This window comes from Klebsiella sp. JN_Kp126 (assembly GCF_033843325.1).
Taxonomy (GTDB): domain Bacteria; phylum Pseudomonadota; class Gammaproteobacteria; order Enterobacterales; family Enterobacteriaceae; genus Klebsiella; species Klebsiella michiganensis.
Window position 1 is genome coordinate 112,453 of sequence record NZ_JAWXQV010000049.1, and the last position, 20,876, is coordinate 133,328.

General features: G+C 56.3%; 19 protein-coding genes, 1 other RNA gene and 1 other annotated feature. Of the genes, 14 read left to right on the top strand and 6 right to left on the bottom strand.

Annotated features, from left to right (window positions below; translation table 11 throughout):
• Positions 1–83: 83 nt before the first annotated feature.
• The 7 genes from rpmI to btuC all read left to right on the top strand — a co-directional run bounded on the left by rpmI (position 84) and on the right by btuC (position 5,863).
• A complete protein-coding gene (gene rpmI / locus SIK97_RS08590; RefSeq protein ID WP_001124225.1) occupies positions 84–281 on the top strand; it encodes a 50S ribosomal protein L35 in 198 nt (65 codons plus the stop codon).
• Positions 282–331: 50 nt separating this feature from the next.
• Complete coding sequence (rplT, locus tag SIK97_RS08595; protein ID WP_004102963.1) at positions 332–688, top strand: 50S ribosomal protein L20; 357 nt, start codon at positions 332–334, stop codon at positions 686–688.
• A 118-nt stretch (positions 689–806) separates the two neighbouring features.
• Positions 807–932: a sequence feature (Phe leader region), on the top strand.
• Positions 812–856, top strand: coding sequence for a pheST operon leader peptide PheM (gene pheM, locus SIK97_RS08600; protein ID WP_001386830.1), 45 nt, complete (start codon positions 812–814; stop codon positions 854–856). (Overlaps the previous feature by 45 nt.)
• 153 nt (positions 933–1,085) lie before the next feature.
• Positions 1,086–2,069 carry a phenylalanine--tRNA ligase subunit alpha gene (pheS, locus tag SIK97_RS08605; protein ID WP_004851795.1) on the top strand — a complete coding sequence of 328 codons (984 nt, stop codon included), beginning with the start codon at positions 1,086–1,088 and terminating at the stop codon, positions 2,067–2,069.
• Between the two features lie 15 nt (positions 2,070–2,084).
• Positions 2,085–4,472 carry a phenylalanine--tRNA ligase subunit beta gene (gene pheT / locus SIK97_RS08610; RefSeq protein WP_057174055.1) on the top strand — a complete coding sequence of 796 codons (2,388 nt, stop codon included), beginning with the start codon at positions 2,085–2,087 and terminating at the stop codon, positions 4,470–4,472.
• Positions 4,473–4,476: 4 nt separating this feature from the next.
• A complete protein-coding gene (ihfA, locus tag SIK97_RS08615; protein WP_004851790.1) occupies positions 4,477–4,776 on the top strand; it encodes an integration host factor subunit alpha in 300 nt (99 codons plus the stop codon).
• 100 nt (positions 4,777–4,876) lie between these two features.
• Positions 4,877–5,863 (top strand): vitamin B12 ABC transporter permease BtuC, encoded by a 987-nt coding sequence (gene btuC / locus SIK97_RS08620; protein WP_009653750.1) that lies wholly within the window; start codon positions 4,877–4,879, stop codon positions 5,861–5,863.
• Between the two features lie 26 nt (positions 5,864–5,889).
• Here the strand turns inward: btuC and SIK97_RS08625 are convergent, their stop codons facing one another.
• Entirely contained in the window at positions 5,890–6,690 is an 801-nt protein-coding gene (locus SIK97_RS08625; RefSeq protein ID WP_057174054.1) for a MetQ/NlpA family ABC transporter substrate-binding protein, read from the bottom strand.
• Positions 6,691–6,914: 224 nt separating this feature from the next.
• Here SIK97_RS08625 and SIK97_RS08630 point away from each other — a divergent pair, with 224 nt between their 5' ends.
• The 4 genes from SIK97_RS08630 to selO all read left to right on the top strand — a co-directional run bounded on the left by SIK97_RS08630 (position 6,915) and on the right by selO (position 10,365).
• Complete coding sequence (locus SIK97_RS08630) at positions 6,915–7,466, top strand: glutathione peroxidase (protein ID WP_025108225.1); 552 nt, start codon at positions 6,915–6,917, stop codon at positions 7,464–7,466.
• A complete protein-coding gene (gene btuD, locus SIK97_RS08635; protein ID WP_025108224.1) occupies positions 7,466–8,215 on the top strand; it encodes a vitamin B12 ABC transporter ATP-binding protein BtuD in 750 nt (249 codons plus the stop codon). Before SIK97_RS08630 ends, btuD begins: the two co-directional genes overlap by 1 nt.
• 81 nt (positions 8,216–8,296) lie before the next feature.
• Positions 8,297–8,761 (top strand): NlpC/P60 family protein, encoded by a 465-nt coding sequence (locus SIK97_RS08640; RefSeq protein WP_004134084.1) that lies wholly within the window; start codon positions 8,297–8,299, stop codon positions 8,759–8,761.
• A gap of 161 nt (positions 8,762–8,922) precedes the next feature.
• A complete protein-coding gene (selO, locus tag SIK97_RS08645) occupies positions 8,923–10,365 on the top strand; it encodes a protein adenylyltransferase SelO (RefSeq protein ID WP_057174053.1) in 1,443 nt (480 codons plus the stop codon).
• 34 nt (positions 10,366–10,399) lie between these two features.
• Here the strand turns inward: selO and hemP are convergent, their stop codons facing one another.
• The 3 genes from hemP to SIK97_RS08660 form a co-directional block, all read right to left on the bottom strand.
• The gene (gene hemP / locus SIK97_RS08650; RefSeq protein WP_160741222.1) at positions 10,400–10,579 is read right to left on the bottom strand and encodes a hemin uptake protein HemP; all 180 of its coding nucleotides are present in this window, start codon (positions 10,577–10,579) and stop codon (positions 10,400–10,402) included.
• Between the two features lie 165 nt (positions 10,580–10,744).
• On the bottom strand, positions 10,745–11,791 hold the full coding sequence (gene aroH / locus SIK97_RS08655) for a 3-deoxy-7-phosphoheptulonate synthase AroH (protein ID WP_032749898.1): 1,047 nt from the start codon (positions 11,789–11,791) through the stop codon (positions 10,745–10,747).
• A gap of 153 nt (positions 11,792–11,944) precedes the next feature.
• Positions 11,945–12,778, bottom strand: a complete 834-nt coding sequence (locus SIK97_RS08660; RefSeq protein WP_004851771.1) for a pyruvate, water dikinase regulatory protein — start codon at positions 12,776–12,778, stop codon at positions 11,945–11,947.
• A 342-nt stretch (positions 12,779–13,120) separates the two neighbouring features.
• Here SIK97_RS08660 and ppsA point away from each other — a divergent pair, with 342 nt between their 5' ends.
• A complete protein-coding gene (gene ppsA, locus SIK97_RS08665; RefSeq protein WP_014229722.1) occupies positions 13,121–15,499 on the top strand; it encodes a phosphoenolpyruvate synthase in 2,379 nt (792 codons plus the stop codon).
• Positions 15,500–15,582: 83 nt separating this feature from the next.
• Here the strand turns inward: ppsA and rprA are convergent.
• Together rprA and ydiK are read right to left on the bottom strand one after the other, a co-directional pair.
• Positions 15,583–15,690: antisense sRNA RprA (gene rprA, locus SIK97_RS08670), an RNA gene on the bottom strand.
• A 212-nt stretch (positions 15,691–15,902) separates the two neighbouring features.
• A complete protein-coding gene (gene ydiK, locus SIK97_RS08675) occupies positions 15,903–17,024 on the bottom strand; it encodes an AI-2E family transporter YdiK (RefSeq protein ID WP_032749896.1) in 1,122 nt (373 codons plus the stop codon).
• 203 nt (positions 17,025–17,227) lie between these two features.
• Between ydiK and SIK97_RS08680 the strand changes: the two genes are divergently transcribed.
• Positions 17,228–20,284, top strand: coding sequence for an FAD-binding and (Fe-S)-binding domain-containing protein (locus tag SIK97_RS08680; RefSeq protein ID WP_057174052.1), 3,057 nt, complete (start codon positions 17,228–17,230; stop codon positions 20,282–20,284).
• Entirely contained in the window at positions 20,281–20,691 is a 411-nt protein-coding gene (gene menI, locus SIK97_RS08685; protein ID WP_032749885.1) for a 1,4-dihydroxy-2-naphthoyl-CoA hydrolase, read from the top strand. Before SIK97_RS08680 ends, menI begins: the two co-directional genes overlap by 4 nt.
• Positions 20,692–20,876 lie beyond the last annotated feature (185 nt).

Sequence of the window (20,876 nt, forward strand, 5' to 3'; positions counted from 1 at the left end):
CAATGTCTGTGGAGCCTGCGGGTTCCGCAGCCGTTGTTCGCCTATGTTTCGTTTATTAACAATGCGAAGTGGAAGTTATTAAAATGCCAAAAATTAAGACCGTACGCGGTGCTGCTAAGCGCTTCAAAAAAACCGGTAAAGGTGGTTTTAAGCACAAGCACGCTAACCTGCGTCACATTCTGACCAAAAAAGCTACCAAGCGTAAACGTCACCTGCGTCCGAAAGCCATGGTTTCTAAAGGCGATCTGGGCCTGGTCATCGCGTGCCTGCCGTACGCATAAGTCGTTAACCCTTTTAACTTTTTAATTAGAATAGATACAGGAGAGCACATATGGCTCGCGTAAAACGTGGTGTAGTTGCCCGTGCACGTCACAAGAAAATTTTGAAACAAGCTAAAGGCTACTACGGTGCGCGTTCTCGCGTATACCGCGTTGCCTTCCAGGCTGTTATCAAAGCTGGTCAGTACGCTTATCGTGACCGTCGTCAGAAAAAGCGTCAGTTCCGTCAACTGTGGATTGCGCGTATCAACGCAGCAGCACGTCAGAACGGTATTTCTTACAGCAAATTCATCAACGGCCTGAAAAAAGCCTCTGTTGAAATCGACCGTAAGATCCTGGCTGACATCGCCGTATTCGACAAATTAGCGTTCACCGCGCTGGTCGAAAAAGCGAAAGCAGCTCTGGCATAAGCCAGTTGAAAGAGGGAGCTTGTCTCCCTCTTTTCGTTTCAAGACTATCAATACATTGACTTTTATCCGCGTAAGCTTTTCAATATCGATCTTACGTTTTTTACCAGACAAGGTAATGCAAGCATGAATGCTGCTATTTTCCGCTTCTTTTTTTACTTTAGCACCTGAACTCAGGAGGCTAGCGCGTGAAAGAAGAAACGGAAAACAGCGCCAAAAAGCCTCCCACTGTGGAGGCTTTTTTTGTATCTGAACTGGCTTGTTCTATTTCAAGCTCCAGACGTGTGGATTGACCGGGTCATTCGGGCAAATGGCGAATGACCCGCCGTCTGCGGCTCGAAATAGTGAAAGCAAAATAATAACCATAACCGGTGTCTGCACCGACATAATGAGGAAAACCATGTCACATCTCGCAGAGCTGGTTGCCAGTGCGAAGGCAGCCATTAACGAGGCATCAGATGTTGCTGCGCTGGACAACGTCCGCGTGGAATACCTGGGTAAAAAAGGGCTCCTGACCCTTCAGATGACGACCCTGCGTGAGCTGCCTGCTGAAGAGCGCCCGGCAGCCGGCGCGGTTATCAACGAAGCGAAAGAGCAGGTCCAGCAGGCGCTTAACGCGCGTAAGTCAGATCTTGAAAGCGCCGCTCTTAACGCGCGCCTGGCCTCGGAGACCATCGATGTCTCTCTGCCGGGGCGTCGTATTGAGAACGGTGGCCTGCATCCGGTGACCCGTACCATCGATCGTATTGAAAGTTTCTTCGGTGAGCTCGGCTTTACCGTCGCGACTGGCCCGGAAATCGAAGATGACTACCACAACTTCGATGCGCTGAATATTCCTGGCCACCATCCGGCACGCGCTGACCACGACACTTTCTGGTTTGATGCCACGCGCCTGCTGCGTACGCAAACCTCAGGCGTGCAGATCCGCACCATGGCTAACCAGCAGCCGCCGATCCGCATTATTGCGCCAGGCCGCGTCTATCGTAACGACTACGATCAGACCCATACCCCAATGTTCCATCAGATGGAAGGCCTGATCGTTGATACCAACATCAGCTTTACCAACCTGAAGGGAACGCTGCACGATTTCCTGCGTAACTTCTTTGAAGAAGATCTGCAGATTCGTTTTCGTCCGTCCTATTTCCCGTTCACCGAGCCGTCGGCCGAAGTCGACGTTATGGGGAAAAACGGGAAATGGCTGGAAGTGCTCGGCTGCGGGATGGTGCATCCAAACGTACTGCGTAACGTGGGTATCGATCCGGAAATCTATTCCGGCTTTGCCTTCGGCATGGGTATGGAGCGTCTGACCATGCTGCGCTACGGCGTGACCGACTTACGCGCGTTCTTCGAAAACGATCTGCGTTTCCTCAAACAGTTTAAATAAGGGCAGGACAGAACAATGAAATTCAGTGAACTGTGGTTACGCGAGTGGGTTAACCCAGCTATCGATAGCGAAGCGCTGTCGGACCAGATAACGATGGCCGGCCTTGAGGTTGACGGCGTTGAGCCGGTTGCGGGCAGCTTCAACGGCGTTGTCGTTGGGGAAGTGGTTGAGTGCGCTCAGCACCCTAATGCTGACAAACTGCGCGTCACAAAAATTAACGTCGGCGGCGAACGCCTGCTGGACATCGTCTGCGGCGCGCCAAACTGCCGTCAGGGCCTGAAGGTTGCCGTTGCAACCATCGGTGCCGTACTGCCGGGCGATTTTAAAATTAAAGCGGCAAAGCTGCGCGGCGAGCCGTCGGAAGGCATGCTGTGCTCCTTCTCCGAGCTGGGGATCTCCGACGATCACAGCGGTATTATTGAACTGCCCGCCGACGCGCCGCTGGGTACCGATATCCGCGAATACCTGAAGCTCGACGATAACACTATCGAAATCAGCGTCACGCCGAACCGTGCCGACTGCCTGGGTATTATCGGCATTGCCCGCGATGTCGCCGTGCTCAACAAGGCGCCATTGAATGTCCCGGAAATGGCCCCGGTTGCCGCGACCATCGACGACGTTCTGCCAATTCAGGTCGATGCGCCGGAAGCATGCCCGCGCTACCTGGGCCGTGTGGTAAAAGGCATTAATGTCAAAGCGCCGACGCCGTTATGGATGAAAGAGAAGCTGCGCCGCTGCGGCATTCGCTCCATCGATGCCGTGGTTGACGTGACCAACTACGTTCTGCTCGAGCTCGGCCAGCCGATGCACGCCTTCGATAAAGACCGCATTGAAGGCGGAATTATCGTGCGTATGGCGCATGAAGGCGAAACCCTGGTCCTGCTCGACGGCTCCGAGGCTAAGCTGGATACCGATACTCTGGTTATTGCTGACCACCAGAAAGCCCTGGCTATGGGCGGAATTTTCGGCGGCGAGCACTCCGGCGTAAACGATGAAACGCAAAACGTTCTGCTGGAATGCGCGTTCTTCAGCCCGCTGTCCATTACCGGTCGCGCCCGCCGCCATGGTCTGCATACCGATGCTTCCCACCGCTACGAGCGCGGCGTGGACTCCGCGCTGCAGTATCAGGCAATGGAGCGCGCAACCCGCCTGCTGATGGATATTTGCGGCGGTGAAGCGGGCCCGATTATTGACGTGACCAATGAAGCGACTCTGCCGAAGCCTGCGACCATCCGCCTTCGCCGCAGCAAACTGGATCGTCTGATTGGCCATCACATTGAAGATGAGCAGGTTAGCGACATTCTGTGTCGTCTGGGCTGTGAAGTTACCGAAGGCCAGGATGAGTGGCATGCCGTGGCGCCGAGCTGGCGTTTCGACATGGAGATCGAAGAAGACCTGGTCGAAGAGGTTGCCCGCGTCTATGGCTATAACAATATTCCTGACGAACCGGTGCAAGCGGGCCTGATCATGGGCAGCCACCGCGAAGCGGATCTGTCGCTTAAGCGCGTGAAAACGCTGCTCAACGACAAAGGCTATCAGGAAGTGATTACCTACAGCTTTGTTGACCCGAAAGTACAGCAGTGGATCCACGCCGGTGAAGAAGCGCTGATTCTGCCGAGCCCGATCTCCAGCGAAATGTCGGCGATGCGTCTGTCATTGTGGACCGGTCTGCTCGGGACGGTGGTCTACAACCAGAATCGCCAGCAGAGCCGCGTCCGCATCTTTGAGAGCGGCTTACGCTTTGTTCCCGATACGCAGGCCCCGCTGGGTATTCGCCAGGACGTGATGCTGGCTGGCGTCATCTGCGGTAACCGCTATGAAGAACACTGGAACCTGGCAAAAGAAACCGTCGATTTCTATGATTTAAAAGGCGATCTGGAGTCCGTTCTCGACCTCACGGGTAAACTGTCCGACATCGAATTCCGCATCGAAGCCAATAATGCGCTTCATCCGGGCCAGTCGGCGGCGATTTATCTGAAAGGTGAACGTATTGGTTTTATTGGGGTTGTTCATCCCGAGCTGGAACGTAAACTGGATCTGAACGGCCGCACGTTGGTGTTCGAGCTGGAGTGGAACAAGCTTGCAGACCGCGTGGTGCCTCAGGCGCGTGAAGTTTCTCGCTTCCCGGCGAACCGTCGCGACATCGCTGTCGTTGTGGCAGAAAACGTTCCCGCAGCCGATGTTTTAGCCGAGTGTAAGAAAGTTGGCGTAAATCAGGTAGTTGGCGTAAACTTATTTGACGTGTACCGCGGCAAGGGCGTAGCGGAAGGTTTCAAAAGCCTCGCTATCAGCCTTATCCTCCAGGATACCAGCCGTACACTCGAAGAAGAGGAGATTGCCGCTACCGTCGCCAAATGTGTAGAGGCATTGAAAGAGCGATTCCAGGCATCATTGAGGGATTGAACCTATGGCGCTTACAAAAGCTGAAATGTCAGAATATCTGTTTGATAAGCTTGGGCTTAGCAAGCGGGATGCCAAAGAGCTGGTAGAGTTGTTTTTCGAAGAAGTCCGTCGCGCTCTGGAAAACGGAGAGCAGGTAAAACTCTCCGGGTTCGGCAACTTCGATTTGCGAGATAAGAACCAACGCCCGGGCCGTAACCCGAAAACGGGAGAGGATATTCCTATTACAGCCCGGCGTGTGGTGACCTTCAGACCCGGACAGAAGTTAAAAAGCCGTGTCGAAAACGCTTCACCCAGAGAGAAATGATCTGGACTGACTAATCAAAAAGGCCGCTATGCGGCCTTTTTTCTTTTCCTGGCCGAATACCGTAAAATCAATCACATCCTTTTTCTCAACTCAGAAATCTATGCTGACCTTTGCTCAAACTCAACGGCGCCGCAACCGGCGCTGGCTTGCGGTATTAACGTTGCTGCTGCTGGTTACGTCGACCATCAGCCTGTGCGCGGGCGACCAGTGGATTGGCCCCGGTGAATGGTTTAGCGCCAAAGGCGAGCTGTTTATCTGGCAGATTCGTTTGCCGCGCACCCTGGCCGTCCTGCTGGTGGGCGCGGCGCTGGCCCTGTCCGGCGCGATTATGCAGGCGCTGTTTGAAAACCCGCTGGCGGAGCCCGGGCTGCTGGGGGTATCAAACGGCGCTGGGGTTGGCCTGATAGCCGCCGTGTTGCTGGGAAAAGGGCTGCTTCCGGGCTGGGCGCTGGGGCTGTGCGCCATCGCTGGCGCGCTGGTCATTACCTTTATTTTGCTGCGTTTTGCCAGGCGGCATCTCTCGACCAGCCGTCTGCTGCTGGCGGGCGTGGCGCTCGGTATCATATGCAGCGCGCTGATGACCTGGGCGGTCTACTTCTCAACCTCTTTCGATCTCCGCCAGCTGATGTACTGGATGATGGGCGGCTTTGGCGGCGTGGACTGGCAGCAGCTGTGGCTGATGCTGGCCCTGCTGCCTGTGCTGGCCTGGGTGTGCCTGCAATCGCAGCCTCTTAATCTGTTAGCGCTGGGGGAGGTTTCCGCACGCCAGCTGGGGCTGCCGCTGTGGCTATGGCGTAAAGTGCTGGTGGTGGCCACCGGCTGGCTGGTGGGCGTCAGCGTGGCGCTGGCCGGCGCGATCGGCTTTATTGGTCTGGTTATCCCGCATATCCTGCGCTTATGTGGTTTAAGCGATCACCGCGCGCTGCTTCCGGCCTGTTTGTTAGCGGGGGCCAGCGCGCTGCTGGGCGCGGATATTATCGCGCGTCTGGCGCTTTCGGCGGCGGAATTGCCGATTGGCGTGGTCACCGCCACCTTGGGCGCGCCGGTGTTTATCTGGTTATTGCTGAAATCAGGCCGCCCGCAGTGAGGGGCGGCCGTAATCGGTTGATACTATTACCAGCCCTTAATCGCATCGCCTTTGTAGACTTCCGCTGCCTTGTCGGCAACCTGCTGAGTCTGGAAGGCCTCTTTCAGTTCCTGGACTTTTTTGCTGTCTTTATTATCTTCGCGCGCAACGATGGCGTTGACGTACGGCGAGTCCGGGCCTTCCATAAATAGCCCATCGCGGGCAGCCGAGAGACCGGCCTGAGCGGAGAAGTTGGTGTTGATGATCGACAGGGCGACGTTCGGGTCATCAAGCGTACGGGTCAGCTGCGGCGTGTCGACTTCCACGATTTTCAGCTGCTTAGGATTGTCGATAATATCCAGCGTCGTCGGCAGGTAGCCTGTACCCTCTTTCAGCTTGATTAAACCTTGCGCCTGCAGCAGCAGCAGGCTGCGGCCCAGGGTTGTGGTTTCGTTAGAGATGGAAATCGTCGCGCCGTAAGGCAGTTCGCTGATATTTTTGATTTTCTTCGAGTAGGCGGCGATCGGGAAGACGAAGGTTTTACCGACAATGGCAAACTTATAGCCGCGCTCTTTTGATTGTGCCTCAAGGTAAGGCAGCGTCTGGAAGGCGTTAGCATCGACGTCTTTATTGTTCAGGGCTTCGTTCGGCAGAACGTAATCATTAAATGAGATTACCTCGACGTCGAGGTTGTATTTCTCTTTGGCCACCTGTTCTACGACTTTCCAGATAGCCTCATCCGGCCCGGTATTAATGGCGACTTTAATCTTATTATCTTCATCCGGCGAGCAGGCCGAAAGCAGCGTAACGGAGGCCGCGATTAACACCGCGCTAAACATCTTCTTCATCAATAAAACTCTCTTAAATTAACAATTAACGAAATGCTATTACATCCATCCACCACTGTACACTGAATTGCGGGCTCCCGGTGTTGAGATGAATTCATGTTGTGCTGCCTGTTACATCAAGAGACACTCCCGGGGGATTCAAAGTAGAATGACCCAGTCTGAATCCGCTACAGTAGATAGGGATCACCTGAAGCAGTAACCGGTATATTCACTGAGGGAAGGCTATGCAACACGATATTCTCAATACTGAAGTCACCACCATTGATGGTGAGAAAACAACGCTCACCCCGTGGGCAGGCAAAGTCCTGTTGATTGTCAACGTCGCGTCAAAATGCGGCCTGACGCCGCAGTATGAGCAGCTGGAAGCGCTGCAAAAAGATTTAGAAAGCGAAGGTTTTAGCGTACTGGGCTTTCCGTGCAACCAGTTTCTGGGTCAGGAGCCGGGTAGCGAAGAAGAGATTAAAACGTTCTGTAGCACGACTTACGGCGTGACTTTCCCGATGTTCAGCAAAATTGACGTCAACGGCGAACATCGCGCGCCTCTGTACCAGAAGCTGGTTGAGGCCGCCCCGCAGGCTATCGCCCCGGAAGGCAGCGGTTTTTATGAGCGCATGGCCAGCAAAGGCAGAGCGCCGCTGTACGTGGATGATATTCTGTGGAATTTTGAAAAATTCCTCATCGGCCGCGATGGTCAGGTCATCGGCCGTTTCTCACCGGATATGACGCCGGATGATCCTCAGCTGGTGGCCGCTATTAAAGGAGCTTTAGCCAAATAATGCCGTTTTTGATGCAGCTACAGGATGTAGAAGAGGCGGGGCGCCTGGCGCCGTTTTCAGCCGATATCCGGCCGGGAGAGATCGTTCATCTGGTGGGGCCAAACGGGGCGGGGAAAAGCACGCTGCTGGCGCGTATGGCGGGGCTCTCTACCGGCCCGGGTCAGGTAAAACTGAATGGACGCCCGCTGAATGACTGGCTGGCGCCGGAGCTGGCACGTCATCGGGCCTATTTAAGCCAACACCAGATGCCGCCTTTCGCCATGCCGGTTTGGCATTATCTGTCGCTGCATCTCCAGGACGACGCGCACAACGGGCTACTGACGACCATCGCGGAGAAGCTGGGCTTAGGCGACAAGCTTGGGCGCCAGGTGAATCACATCTCCGGCGGGGAGTGGCAGCGCGTGCGCCTGGCGGCGGTAATACTGCAGATTCATCGTCAGGCTAACGCGTCCGGACAGTTGCTATTGCTGGATGAACCGATGAACAGCCTGGACGTGGCGCAGCAGGCCGCGCTCGACCGACTGTTAAGCGAACTCTGCGCCTCGGGGATTGCCGTCGTGATGAGCAGCCATGACCTGAATCATACCCTCCGACACGCCCATCGCTCCTGGCTTATCTGCCGGGGGGAGACGATCGCCTGCGGCAGCACCGCCGAGGTATTAAGCGAAGAGAATTTAACCGCCGCGTATGCCATGGACTTCCAGCGGGTCGAGGTGGCGGGTCATCTTATGCTCGTTGCGTCACAGTAGCACGCAGTCAGCTTGCCAGCGAATTGATAAACAAGGTAAATTATCCTGCTATCAGGATAGGGAACAGAGGATTCGTCTGAGATGCGTTTTTGGCTCGTTTTGTGTGTTGCGTTATTTCTGGCGGGTTGTAGCAGCCACCGGGCGCCGCCGCCCAATCCACGGCTTGCTGATTCGATTACCGTTGTTGCTAACCTGAATGAGCAGCTAAGGAACTGGCGGGGAGCGCCGTATCGCTACGGCGGCATGTCGCCGCGCGGCGTTGATTGCTCCGGGTTTGTGCTGATGACCTTCCGCGATAAGTTCGCGTTGCAGCTGCCGCGTGAAACGCGTGAGCAGGCGGAGATCGGCACGAAAATCGATAAGAGCGAACTGCTGCCCGGCGATCTGGTCTTCTTCAAGACCGGTTCCGGAGAGAGCGGTCTGCACGTCGGTATTTACGACACGGATAACCAGTTTATCCACGCCTCCACCAGCCAGGGCGTGACGCGATCGTCGCTGGATAATGTCTACTGGCATAAAAAATTCTGGCAGGCGCGAAGGATCTAGCCTCGATACGTCAAAGCGTAGCGTGGCGTTTTCTTGCCCGGCGGCGGTAACGCCTTACCGGGCAGCGCCACAACGCCCGTCTTGTCTTTTATCGCAATAACCCATCCAATCCTCCGTGTTAATAATTTGTTGAAAGCACTACACTGAAGACAGGAGGAACCATGACCCTGTCTTTTACTACCCACTGGCGTGATGAACTGCCGGATTTTTACACCGCTTTAGCCCCTACGCCGCTGGAGAATGCGCGGCTTGTCTGGCACAACGCTCCGCTGGCGCGAACGCTGGGCGTTGACGCGTCGTTATTCAGCCCGCAGAAGGGCGCTGGCGTATGGGGCGGCGAAACGCTGCTGCCGGGAATGTCGCCGCTGGCGCAGGTTTACAGCGGCCACCAGTTCGGCGCCTGGGCCGGGCAGCTCGGCGACGGGCGCGGTATTCTGCTCGGCGAACAGCAGCTCGCTGATGGTCGTCGCTTTGACTGGCACCTTAAAGGCGCCGGGCTCACTCCCTATTCGCGAATGGGCGACGGGCGGGCGGTGCTGCGCTCGACGATCCGCGAGGCGCTGGCCTCGGAAGCGATGCATGCGTTGGGAATTCCAACCACCCGCGCGCTGGCGATAGTGGCCAGCGATACGCCGGTATACCGCGAAACCGTCGAGCGCGGGGCAATGCTGATGCGGCTGGCGGAAAGCCACGTTCGTTTCGGCCATTTTGAGCATTTTTACTACCGTCGCGAGCCTCTGAAAGTGCAGCAGCTGGCGGATTACGTGATTCGTCACCACTGGCCGCATCTGCAAAATGAAGCGGATAAGTACCTTCTGTGGTTCAGTGACGTTGTCACCCGAACCGCGGAGATGATTGCCTGCTGGCAAACGGTGGGCTTTGCCCACGGGGTGATGAATACCGACAATATGTCGATTCTCGGCCTGACGATGGACTACGGTCCGTACGGTTTCCTTGATGATTTCCAGCCTGGCTTTATCTGTAACCACTCCGATTATCAGGGGCGCTACAGCTTTGATAATCAGCCGGCGGTAGGGCTATGGAACCTGCAACGGCTGGCGCAGACGCTCTCGCCGTTTATCAGCGCTGAGGCGCTGAACGGCGCGCTGGATAGTTACCAGCAAGCGCTGCTGACGGCGTATGGCCGCCGCATGCGCGACAAGCTCGGATTGTTTACCCAGCAAAAAGGGGATAACGAGCTGCTGGACGGCCTGTTTGCGCTGATGGAACGCGAGGGCAGCGACTATACGCGGACCTTCCGGATGCTCAGCGCCAGCGAGCAGGAGAGCGCCGCCTCGCCGCTACGCGATGAGTTTATCGACCGCGAGACGTTCGATAGCTGGTTTACCGCTTATCGCGCGCGCCTGCGTGATGAACAGGTTGACGATGCGCAAAGGCAGGCGCGGATGCGCAGCGTGAACCCGGCGATCGTGCTGCGTAACTGGCTGGCCCAGCGGGCCATTGAACAGGCGGAGCAGGGGGATATGAGCGAGCTGGAGCGCCTGCATAGCGCACTCTCTCACCCCTTTGCCGATCGGACGGATGAGTATATTCAGCGTCCACCGGACTGGGGAAGGCGTCTGGAAGTAAGCTGTTCCAGCTAGCGATCGTTATCCCTGCCTTTATCGGCGGGGATAATTATTTGGTCAGGATCAGCTTACCCGAATGGGTCTGACGCAGCAGGTAGCGCTGACCGCGATGTTCAATCACCACCCGTCCCTCGCTGCCTAATAATGTCCGGCTGCTTATCTCTTTGTCCGTCGGAACCGGATACGGGGCATTGTCTGTTGTTTTTTCTGCAGTGGCAGTGTTATCCATACGCGTCATAGCACTAAAAATAAAAATCAAGGCAACAATGATAATCATTATCAATAATGTTGTTTTTCACGCAAGCTTTATTTAGCGGAATACCAGATTTAGCAGGTGTCGGGCCGGTCGATGGCGGAAAATCGCTCCCCACCGCGCGTACGGTGGGGAGGGGAACTACAGGCGGGTGGCGGTGGCGGCGGCTAATTCATCCAGCAGCCGTTCGCTATCGTCCCAGCTCAGGCAGGGATCGGTAATCGATTGTCCCCAGGTCAGCGGCTGGCCCGCGACGACCTTCTGCGTGCCTTCCTGAAGGAAACTCTCGGCCATGATCCCGGCGATGGCGGTCGAGCCGGCGCGGATCTGCTGGCAGATATCGGCGCAAACGTCCAGCTGACGGCGGTGCTGTTTCTGGCAATTGCCGTGGCTAAAATCCACCACCAGCTGTTCCGGCAGGTCGAACTCCGCCAGCGCTTCCCCGGCGGCGGCGATATCGGCGGCGTGGTAATTCGGCTTTTTACCGCCGCGCATAATGATATGGCCGTACGGATTGCCGCTGGTCTGGTAGATGGTCATCTGTCCCTGCTTATCCGGCGACAGGAACATATGGCTGGCGCGGGAAGCGCGGATCGCATCAACGGCGATACAGGTATTGCCATCGGTACCGTTCTTAAAGCCTACCGGGCACGAGAGCGCCGAGGCCATTTCGCGGTGGATCTGGCTCTCGGTCGTACGCGCGCCGATAGCGCCCCAGCTTATCAGGTCGGCAATAAACTGCCCGGTCACCATATCGAGAAACTCGGTGGCGGTCGGCACGCCCAGTTCATTGACCTGCAGCAGCAGGCTACGCGCCAGCTCAAGGCCGTGATTCACCCGATAGCTGCCGTTCAGGTCGGGGTCGGAGATCAGCCCCTTCCAGCCAACCACCGTACGCGGCTTCTCAAAATAGGTACGCATCACGATTTCCAGCTGCGGCTGGTAACGTTCGCGCATACCCTGCAGGCGGCGCGCATACTCCATCGCCGCATCAATATCGTGAATGGAACAGGGGCCGATCACCACCAGCAGGCGGCGATCTTCACCGTTGAGGATTTTCTCGATTCGGCGGCGTGAGGCGGAAACGTGTGCGGCAACGTCGGCAGACACTGGATGCCGCTGAGCCAGTTCCGCAGGCGTTACCAGGCTTTCAATGCGCGCGGTACGCAATTCGTCTGTTTTATTCATTGGGGTCTCAAAATCTGTTTCTTCCGCGGCGAAAATGCCGGGAAGTGATGCGCATCACGATAAACCAATCCCCGCTTATTGCAAGAGCAGGGCATGATCCTGTATAGGGCTCAGGTGATAGCATAAACAAATTTTTAATAATGTACTAGTGTGTTAGTACATTCTGCGGCTTAACCCCATAATATCCATGATTTTGGTAGCGATCTCTTCCACGGAATAGTTGGTACTGTTCAGGCAAGGTATCTTGTTTTTGCGGTAAAGCGCCTCGACTTCGGTCACTTCCATCCGGCACTGGCGCATGGAAGCATAGCGGCTGTTTTCCCGCCGCTCTTCGCGGATGGCCGCCAGGCGCTCCGGATTGATCGTTAAGCCGAAGAGTTTGTGCTGTAGCGGCTTAAGCGAAGCCGGAAGAATCAGATTGTCCATATCATCGGCGATAAACGGGTAGTTGGCGGCGCGGATACCGTACTGCATCGCCAGATACAGGCTGGTGGGGGTTTTCCCGCAGCGCGAAACGCCGAGGAGGATCACCTGGGCCTGATCGAGATTACGCAGAGAAATTCCGTCATCGTGGGCAAGGGTGTAGTCGATAGCGGCGATACGCGCGTCGTATTTGTTCAGGTTACCGGGCGTCAGGCCGTGGGTGCGGTGAGCGATTGGCGTCGGATCGAGGCGCAGCTCCTGCTGCAGGGGGGCCACCAGCGCCTGGACGATATCCTGACAAAAGCCTTCGCTTTGTAGGATGATGTCGCGAATTTCCGGCAGCACGATGGAGTAGAACACCAGCGGTCGAATGCCGGTCTGCTGGAAAATCGCGTCAATTTGCTCCTTCACGGCGCGCGCGCGGCTAATATTTTCGACAAACGGCAGGGTTACGCTGCTGGTGGCGACCGGGAATTGCGACATGACCGCATGACCCAGAACTTCCGCTGTAATAGCGGTACCGTCGGAAATATAAAATACGTGGCGATCTACAGCACTTTCCATTTTGACCATCCGGTATAATGAGTTTAATTGTCTGAAAGCTGATATTAAATTTAAGCATAACGCTCCAGGCTTTGTCTCATATTTAAAAAATGAAACGCTATTTTTATTTTTAATGAAAAGGTGAGTTCATTTTTCGCAACTGCGTATCTTTTGTATCAAATTTCATCAGATTTCTGAAGAATCATTAGCTTAGCTATATCTGGCAAAGAATCCTAAAAACGAAAAAATAATTTGCTTGAACGATTCACCGTTTCTTTCAGCTGGATAAATATGTCAGGATAAATCTCGTAGTCGATCGTGAATTATTTATCACTGGTATTAAATCACAAAAGGATTGTCTCGATGTCCAACAATGGCTCGTCACCGCTGGTGCTTTGGTATAACCAACTCGGCATGAATGATGTAGACAGGGTTGGGGGCAAAAATGCCTCCCTTGGTGAAATGATTACAAATCTGTCGGGTATGGGCGTGTCCGTACCGAACGGGTTTGCCACCACCGCTGATGCCTTTAATCAGTTTTTGGACCAAAGCGGTGTTAACCAGCGCATTTATGAACTGCTGGATGAAACCGACATTGACGACGTTTCCGCATTAGCGAAAGCGGGCGCACAGATCCGTCAGTGGATCATTGATACGCCGTTCCAGAGCGAACTGGAAAATGCGATTCGCGATGCCTATACCCAGCTGTCCGCCGATGACGCTGAGGCCTCCTTTGCCGTGCGCTCCTCCGCGACGGCGGAAGATATGCCGGACGCCTCCTTCGCCGGTCAGCAGGAGACATTCCTTAACGTGCAGGGCTTTGACGCCGTGCTCGTCGCGGTGAAGCACGTGTTTGCTTCGCTGTTTAACGATCGCGCCATTTCCTACCGCGTGCATCAGGGATACGATCACCGCGGGGTGGCGCTCTCCGCCGGGGTGCAGAGGATGGTGCGCTCCGATCTGGCCTCGTCCGGCGTGATGTTCTCCATCGATACCGAATCCGGTTTTGATCAGGTGGTGTTTATCACCTCCGCCTGGGGGCTCGGCGAGATGGTGGTGCAGGGGGCGGTGAACCCCGATGAGTTCTACGTCCATAAACCCACGCTGGAAGCGGGCCGGCCGGCAATCGTACGCCGCACCATGGGGTCGAAAAAGATCCGCATGGTTTACGCCCCTACCCAGGAGCACGGCAAGCAGGTGCGTATCGAAGACGTGCCGCAGGCGCAGCGCGACGTCTTCTCGTTAACCGATGCGGAAGTGCAGGAGCTGGCGCAGCAAGCGGTTCAAATCGAGAAGCACTACAACCGTCCGATGGATATCGAATGGGCGAAAGACGGCCATACCGGTAAGCTGTTTATCGTGCAGGCACGTCCGGAGACCGTCCGTTCCCGCGGCCAGGTGATGGAGCGCTATACCCTCCATGCGCAAGGACAGATTATTTCGGAAGGGCGCGCGATCGGCCATCGTATCGGCGCGGGTCCGGTGAAGGTCATTCACGATATCAGCGAAATGAACCGCATCGAGCCCGGCGACGTGCTGGTGACCGACATGACCGACCCGGACTGGGAGCCGATCATGAAAAAGGCGGCGGCGATCGTCACCAACCGCGGCGGGCGTACCTGTCATGCGGCGATTATCGCGCGTGAGCTGGGGATCCCGGCGGTAGTGGGCTGCGGTAACGCCACCGATCGCATCCAGGAAAACCAGAACGTGACCGTCTCCTGCGCCGAGGGCGATACCGGCTACGTGTATGCCGAAATCCTCGACTTCAGCGTCAAGAGCTCCACCGTTGGCGATATGCCGGATCTGCCGCTGAAGATCATGATGAACGTCGGTAACCCGGACCGCGCCTTCGACTTTGCCTGCCTGCCGAACGAAGGCGTGGGCCTGGCGCGTCTGGAGTTCATTATCAACCGTATGATTGGCGTCCACCCGCGCGCGCTGCTGGAGTTCGACGATCAGGAGCCGGGGCTGCAGAATGAAATCCGCGAGCTGATGAAAGGCTACGACTCGCCGAAAGAGTTCTACGTCGGTCGCCTGACCGAAGGGATCTCCACCCTTGGCGCGGCATTTTTCCCGAAACGGGTGATTGTGCGTCTTTCCGACTTTAAGTCTAACGAATACGCCAACCTGGTCGGCGGCGAACGTTATGAGCCGGAAGAAGAGAACCCGATGCTGGGCTTCCGCGGGGCCGGCCGCTATGTGTCAGAAAGCTTCCGCGACTGCTTCGCGCTGGAGTGTGAAGCGGTTAAGCGGGTGCGTAACGACATGGGCCTGACCAACGTCGAAATCATGGTGCCGTTTGTCCGGACCGTCGCGCAGGCAAAAGCGGTGGTTGAAGAGCTGGAACGCCAGGGCCTCAAGCGCGGCGAAAACGGCCTGAAGCTGATTATGATGTGTGAAATCCCATCGAATGCGCTGCTGGCTGAACAGTTCCTCGAATACTTCGACGGCTTCTCTATTGGTTCTAACGACATGACGCAGCTGGCGCTGGGGCTGGATCGCGACTCCGGCGTGGTCTCCGAGCTGTTCGATGAGCGTAACGACGCGGTGAAAGCGCTGCTGTCGATGGCCATCCGCGCGGCGAAGAAGCAGGGCAAGTACGTCGGTATCTGCGGACAGGGTCCGTCTGACCATGAAGATTTTGCCGCCTGGCTGATGGAAGAGGGGATCGATAGCCTTTCCCTGAACCCGGACACGGTCGTGCAAACCTGGCTCGGCCTGGCGGAGCTGAATAAGTAAGTTCTCGCTAAAACAGGCAACTGGATACTCCCCGTCAGCTCAGCAGTGGCGGGGATTTTTTGTTTTTGGGGAACAGAAAGCGGACAAAAAAAAGCCCATCGTGGGAGATGGGCAAAGACTACACACAGCAATTCGTTGTTTCACTCAGGGGATTTCCATGCTTATAAATCAATGCGTTGATTTATAACCGTGAGCTAATACTAGGCACTGAGGCTTTTTGCGTCGATCGGATTCCTCTCAATAGTTAAATTAAGGTAAAGAATCTGCGAAGCAAATGCGGTTAGCAGGCAGCGGGTAGTGGAATGACGTGAAAGATAGATTAGGATTTCTTAAGCTTTAAGGCTGTCGTGCCCGACATTGATAGGGACAGAGGGGCAAAAGGCGGGTTTCCCCGCCTTTTCACTTACTTATCCTGAGCGGCTCGGGTATTGAGCTCGCTCAGCTCCTCAAGCACCAGGTCGGGGTCCTTCGGCGGCGGCGGCGCTTCGTTAACCCACGCATCGTACAGTCGCCAGGAGACCGCCAGCAGCACCGGACCGATAAACAGCCCAATCATGCCGAACGCCACCAGGCCGCCGATAACGCCGGAAAGGATCAGAATCATCGGCAGGTCGGCGCCCATACGAATCAACAGCGGACGGATAAAGTTATCCATGGTGCCGACAACGCAGCTCCAGACCAGCAGTACGGTGCCCCATGTGGTATCACCGCTCCAGTACAGCCAGATAATTGACGGTACCAGAACCAGCAAAGGCCCCAGCTGCACAAGGCAGGTAAAGATCATCACCACGGTGAGCAGCGCGGCGTAAGGCACGCCGCTGACCGCAAGGCCAATACCGCCAAGCACCGCCTGGGCCAGGGCGGTGACGACCACCCCCAGCGCCACGGCGCGAATCGCCTGGCCGGCGAGGATCACCGCCGCATCGCCGCGTTTGGCCGCCAGACGGGTGGCAAAGTGGCGGAACCCATACGCAACCTGTTCGCCTCGCCAGTACAGCAGGGCGCTAAACAGCAGCATGAGTCCGCAGTAGACCAGCAGCTTGCCGATGTGCGCCGCCTGGCCAACAAACCATGTGGTGGTGGTGCCGAGATAGGGGCGAATTTTGACCATAATCGCCGTTCCCCCCATCTCCAGTAAATTGTGCCAGCCGGTATACAGCTTATCGCCAATCAGCGGAACGCTATTTAGCCACGCCAGATCCGGCGGCGTAAAGTTACCGCTGGTAATCACTTTTATTAATGGCGTGCTGTTATCCACCAGGCTGTTGACCAGCAGCGCAATAGGGATAACGAACAGTAAAAAGAGCAGCAGCGTCATCACCAGCACTGCCAGCGCGCGCTTGCCGAACAGCAGGCGCTGCAGGCGCAAAAGCACCGGCCAGGTGGCGATAACCACGGTACCGGCCCAGGCAAATGACAGGATAAATGGCTGAACGACCCACAGGCAGGAAATAATAATCAGGGACAAAAACAGCACCGACAGCAGAACTTGCGGTATGTCCCGGGGCTGATTGGGGTTAATCATGATAAAGTTTTACCTTTGCAGTCGCGTCACAAGGCTGACGCAGCGTAATTCCATGTACTGATAATAATATCAATATCTTCGCGCGCCTGATTTTGCCCTTAATTCTGGCGGGCGCATATGAAAAAAATGTGATAAAAAGTTGTGTGCACTACGCAAACGTTTAATCACTTACAACACAACATAGTCAGGCAGGGTCGAGCGTCATGATCCCACAGATTTCTCAAGCGCCAGGTGTCGTTCAGCTGGTGCTGAATTTTTTGCAGGTACTGGAGCAACAAGGTTTTACCGGCGATACCGCCACCAGCTACGCCGACAGGCTAACGATGGCGACTGATAACAGTGTATATCAACTGTTGCCGGATGCGATTTTATTCCCCCGCTCCACGGCAGACGTCGCTCTGCTGGCAAGACTGGCGGCGGAAGAACGTTTTAAATCACTGATCTTTACCCCGCGCGGGGGCGGTACCGGCACCAACGGTCAGGCGCTCAACGCCGGGATCATCGTCGATATGTCCCGCTATATGAACCGCATTATTGAAATCAACCCCGAAGAAGGGTGGGTGCGGGTGGAAGCCGGGGTCATTAAAGATCAGCTCAATCAGTTCCTTAAACCGTACGGCTACTTTTTTGCGCCGGAACTGTCGACCAGCAACCGCGCCACGCTTGGCGGGATGATCAACACCGATGCTTCCGGGCAGGGCTCGCTGGTCTACGGGAAAACCTCCGATCACGTGCTCGGCGTGCGCTCGGTGCTGATCGGCGGCGACATTCTGGATACGCAGCCGATTCCGGCGGCGCTGGCGGAAACGCTGGGCGCAGAACAGTCGGCGATCGGGCGTATTTACCGCACGGTCTATCAGCGCTGCAAAGCGCAGCGGCAGCTGGTTATCGATAAATTCCCCAAACTTAACCGCTTCCTGACGGGCTACGATTTACGCCACGTCTTTAATGACGAGATGAGCGAATTCGATCTGACCCGCATACTGACCGGTTCAGAAGGGACGCTGGCGTTTATTACCGAAGCGCGGCTGGATATTACCCGCTTACCGAAAGTACGCCGCCTGGTTAACGTTAAGTACGATTCCTTTAACTCCGCGCTGCGCAACGCGCCGTTTATGGTCGAAGCGAAGGCGCTGTCGGTCGAAACCGTCGACTCAAAAGTGCTGAATCTGGCGCGAGAAGATATTGTCTGGCATTCGGTCAGCGAGCTCATTACCGACGTTGCGGATAAAGAGATGCTGGGGCTGAATATCGTTGAGTTCGCCGGTGATGACGCCGAACTGATCGACGGCCAGGTGACAACCCTGTGCCAGCGCCTGGATGAGCTGATGGCGCGCGGCGAAGCGGGCGTTATCGGCTGGCAGGTTTGCCACGATCTGGACGGCGTTGAGCGCATCTACGCGATGCGGAAAAAAGCCGTTGGCCTGCTGGGGAATGCCAAAGGAGCCGCTAAACCGATACCCTTCGCCGAAGATACCTGCGTGCCGCCGGAGCATCTGGCCGACTATATTGTGGAATTTCGCGCGCTGCTTGACGGTCATGGCCTGAGCTACGGCATGTTTGGCCATGTGGATGCCGGCGTGCTGCACGTGCGGCCGGCGCTGGATATGTGCGATCCGCAGCAAGAGATGCTGATGAAGCGCATCTCCGATGACGTCGTAGCCTTAACCGCCAAGTATGGCGGCCTTCTGTGGGGGGAACACGGGAAAGGCTTCCGCGCCGAATATAGCCCGGCGTTCTTTGGGGCAGAACTGTTTGGCGAGCTGCGCAAGATTAAAGCCGCGTTTGACCCGGATAACCGTCTGAACCCCGGTAAAATATGCCCGCCGGAAGGCGTGGATGCGCCGATGATGAAGGTGGATGCGGTTAAGCGCGGGACCTTCGATCGGCAGATCCCCATTGCCGTGCGCAGTTCGTGGCGCGGCGCGATGGAGTGTAATGGCAACGGTCTGTGCTTCAACTTTGATGCTAAAAGCCCGATGTGTCCGTCGATGAAGGTCAGCAACCACCGTATTCACTCGCCGAAGGGGCGGGCCACGCTGGTGCGAGAATGGCTGCGCCTGCTGGCGGATCGCGGCATCGACCCCAATCAACTGGAAAAAGATCTGCCGGAAAAACGCGCCAGCCTGCGTACCCTGGTGGAGCGCACCCGCAATAGCTGGCACGCGCGTAAGGGAGAGTACGATTTCTCGCATGAGGTCAAGGAGGCGATGTCCGGCTGTCTGGCCTGTAAAGCCTGCTCGACCCAGTGCCCGATTAAGATCGACGTTCCGGAGTTCCGGTCGCGTTTCCTCCAGCTTTACCACAGCCGCTACCTGCGGCCGGTCCGCGATCATCTGGTGGCGGCGGTTGAATCCTACGCGCCGCTGATGGCGCATGCGCCGAAGACGTTCAACTTCTTTATTAATCAGCCGTGGATGCGCAAGCTATCGGAAAAGCATATCGGTATGGTCGATCTCCCGCTGCTCTCCGTCCCGTCGCTGAAGCAGCAGATGGTCGGTCATCGTTCGGCGAATACCACGCTGGAGCAGCTGGAAGCGCTGAGCGCAGAGCAGAAAGCGAAAAGGGTGCTGGTGGTTCAGGATCCGTTTACCAGCTATTACGATGCGCAGGTGGTTGCCGATTTTGTTCAACTGGTCGAAAAGCTAGGCTACCAGCCGGTGCTGCTGCCGTTTTCGCCAAACGGTAAAGCCCAGCATATTAAGGGCTTCCTGACGCGATTCGCGCGCACCGCGCAGAAAACCGCCGATTTCCTGAACCGGGTGGCCCAGCTCGGCATGCCGATGGTGGGGGTCGATCCGGCGCTGGTGCTCTGCTATCGCGATGAATACAACCAGATGCTCGGCGACAAGCGCGGCGATTTCCGCGTGATGCTGGTGCATGAGTGGCTGCCGCAGGCGCTGTCGGCAACCGCTGCGCAGGAGCAGGGCGGCGAGTCGTGGTATCTGTTTGGCCACTGTACCGAGGTCACGGCGCTTCCCGCTTCCACCAAACAGTGGGCGGATATCTTCGCGCGTTTTGGCGCGAAGCTGGAAAACGTTAACGTGGGCTGCTGCGGCATGGCCGGTACCTACGGTCATGAAGTGAAGAACCACGCCAATTCGCTGGCTATCTACGCGCTCTCCTGGCAGCAGGCGATGCAGCGCCTGCCGCGTAATCGTTGTCTGGTCACCGGCTACTCCTGTCGTAGCCAGGTGAAGCGTATTGAAGGCAGCGGCGTACGCCATCCGCTGCAGGCGCTACTGGAGATAATGGGATGATTTGGAAACGTCAGAGCACCCTGGAACAGCTGAACGCCATGGGCGACGGGAATATGGTCGGCCTGCTGGATATTCGCTTCGAGGCCCTTACCGATGACGCCATCGAGGCCACCATGCCGGTAGATAGCCGCACCCATCAGCCGTTTGGGCTGCTGCACGGCGGCGCGTCGGTGGTATTAGCGGAAACTTTAGGCTCGGTGGCCGGCTATCTGTGCAGCGAAGGCGAGCAGAAGGTGGTGGGGCTGGAGGTCAATGCCAACCATATCCGTTCGGTGCGCAGCGGGAGGGTTCGCGGCGTGTGCCGCGCGCTGCACGTCGGCTCCCGTCATCAGGTGTGGCAAATCGACATCTCTGATGAACAAGGGCGCCTTTGCTGTTCGTCGCGGCTGACAACCGCAGTCATCTAAGTTAGCAAGGGGGAAATGTCCCCCTTGCTGCTTTTTTATTCCGCTTCCAGTTTCACTTTTAATAAGAAAAATCCTGGCTTATCGCTGCCTCTCCCGAGGTTTTAATTATCCGCGACGCGATACTTCCGCTTGCTGATTATTTGTCCGTACGCGTTCAGGGCGTAGACCATTATCCCCGTGCTGAC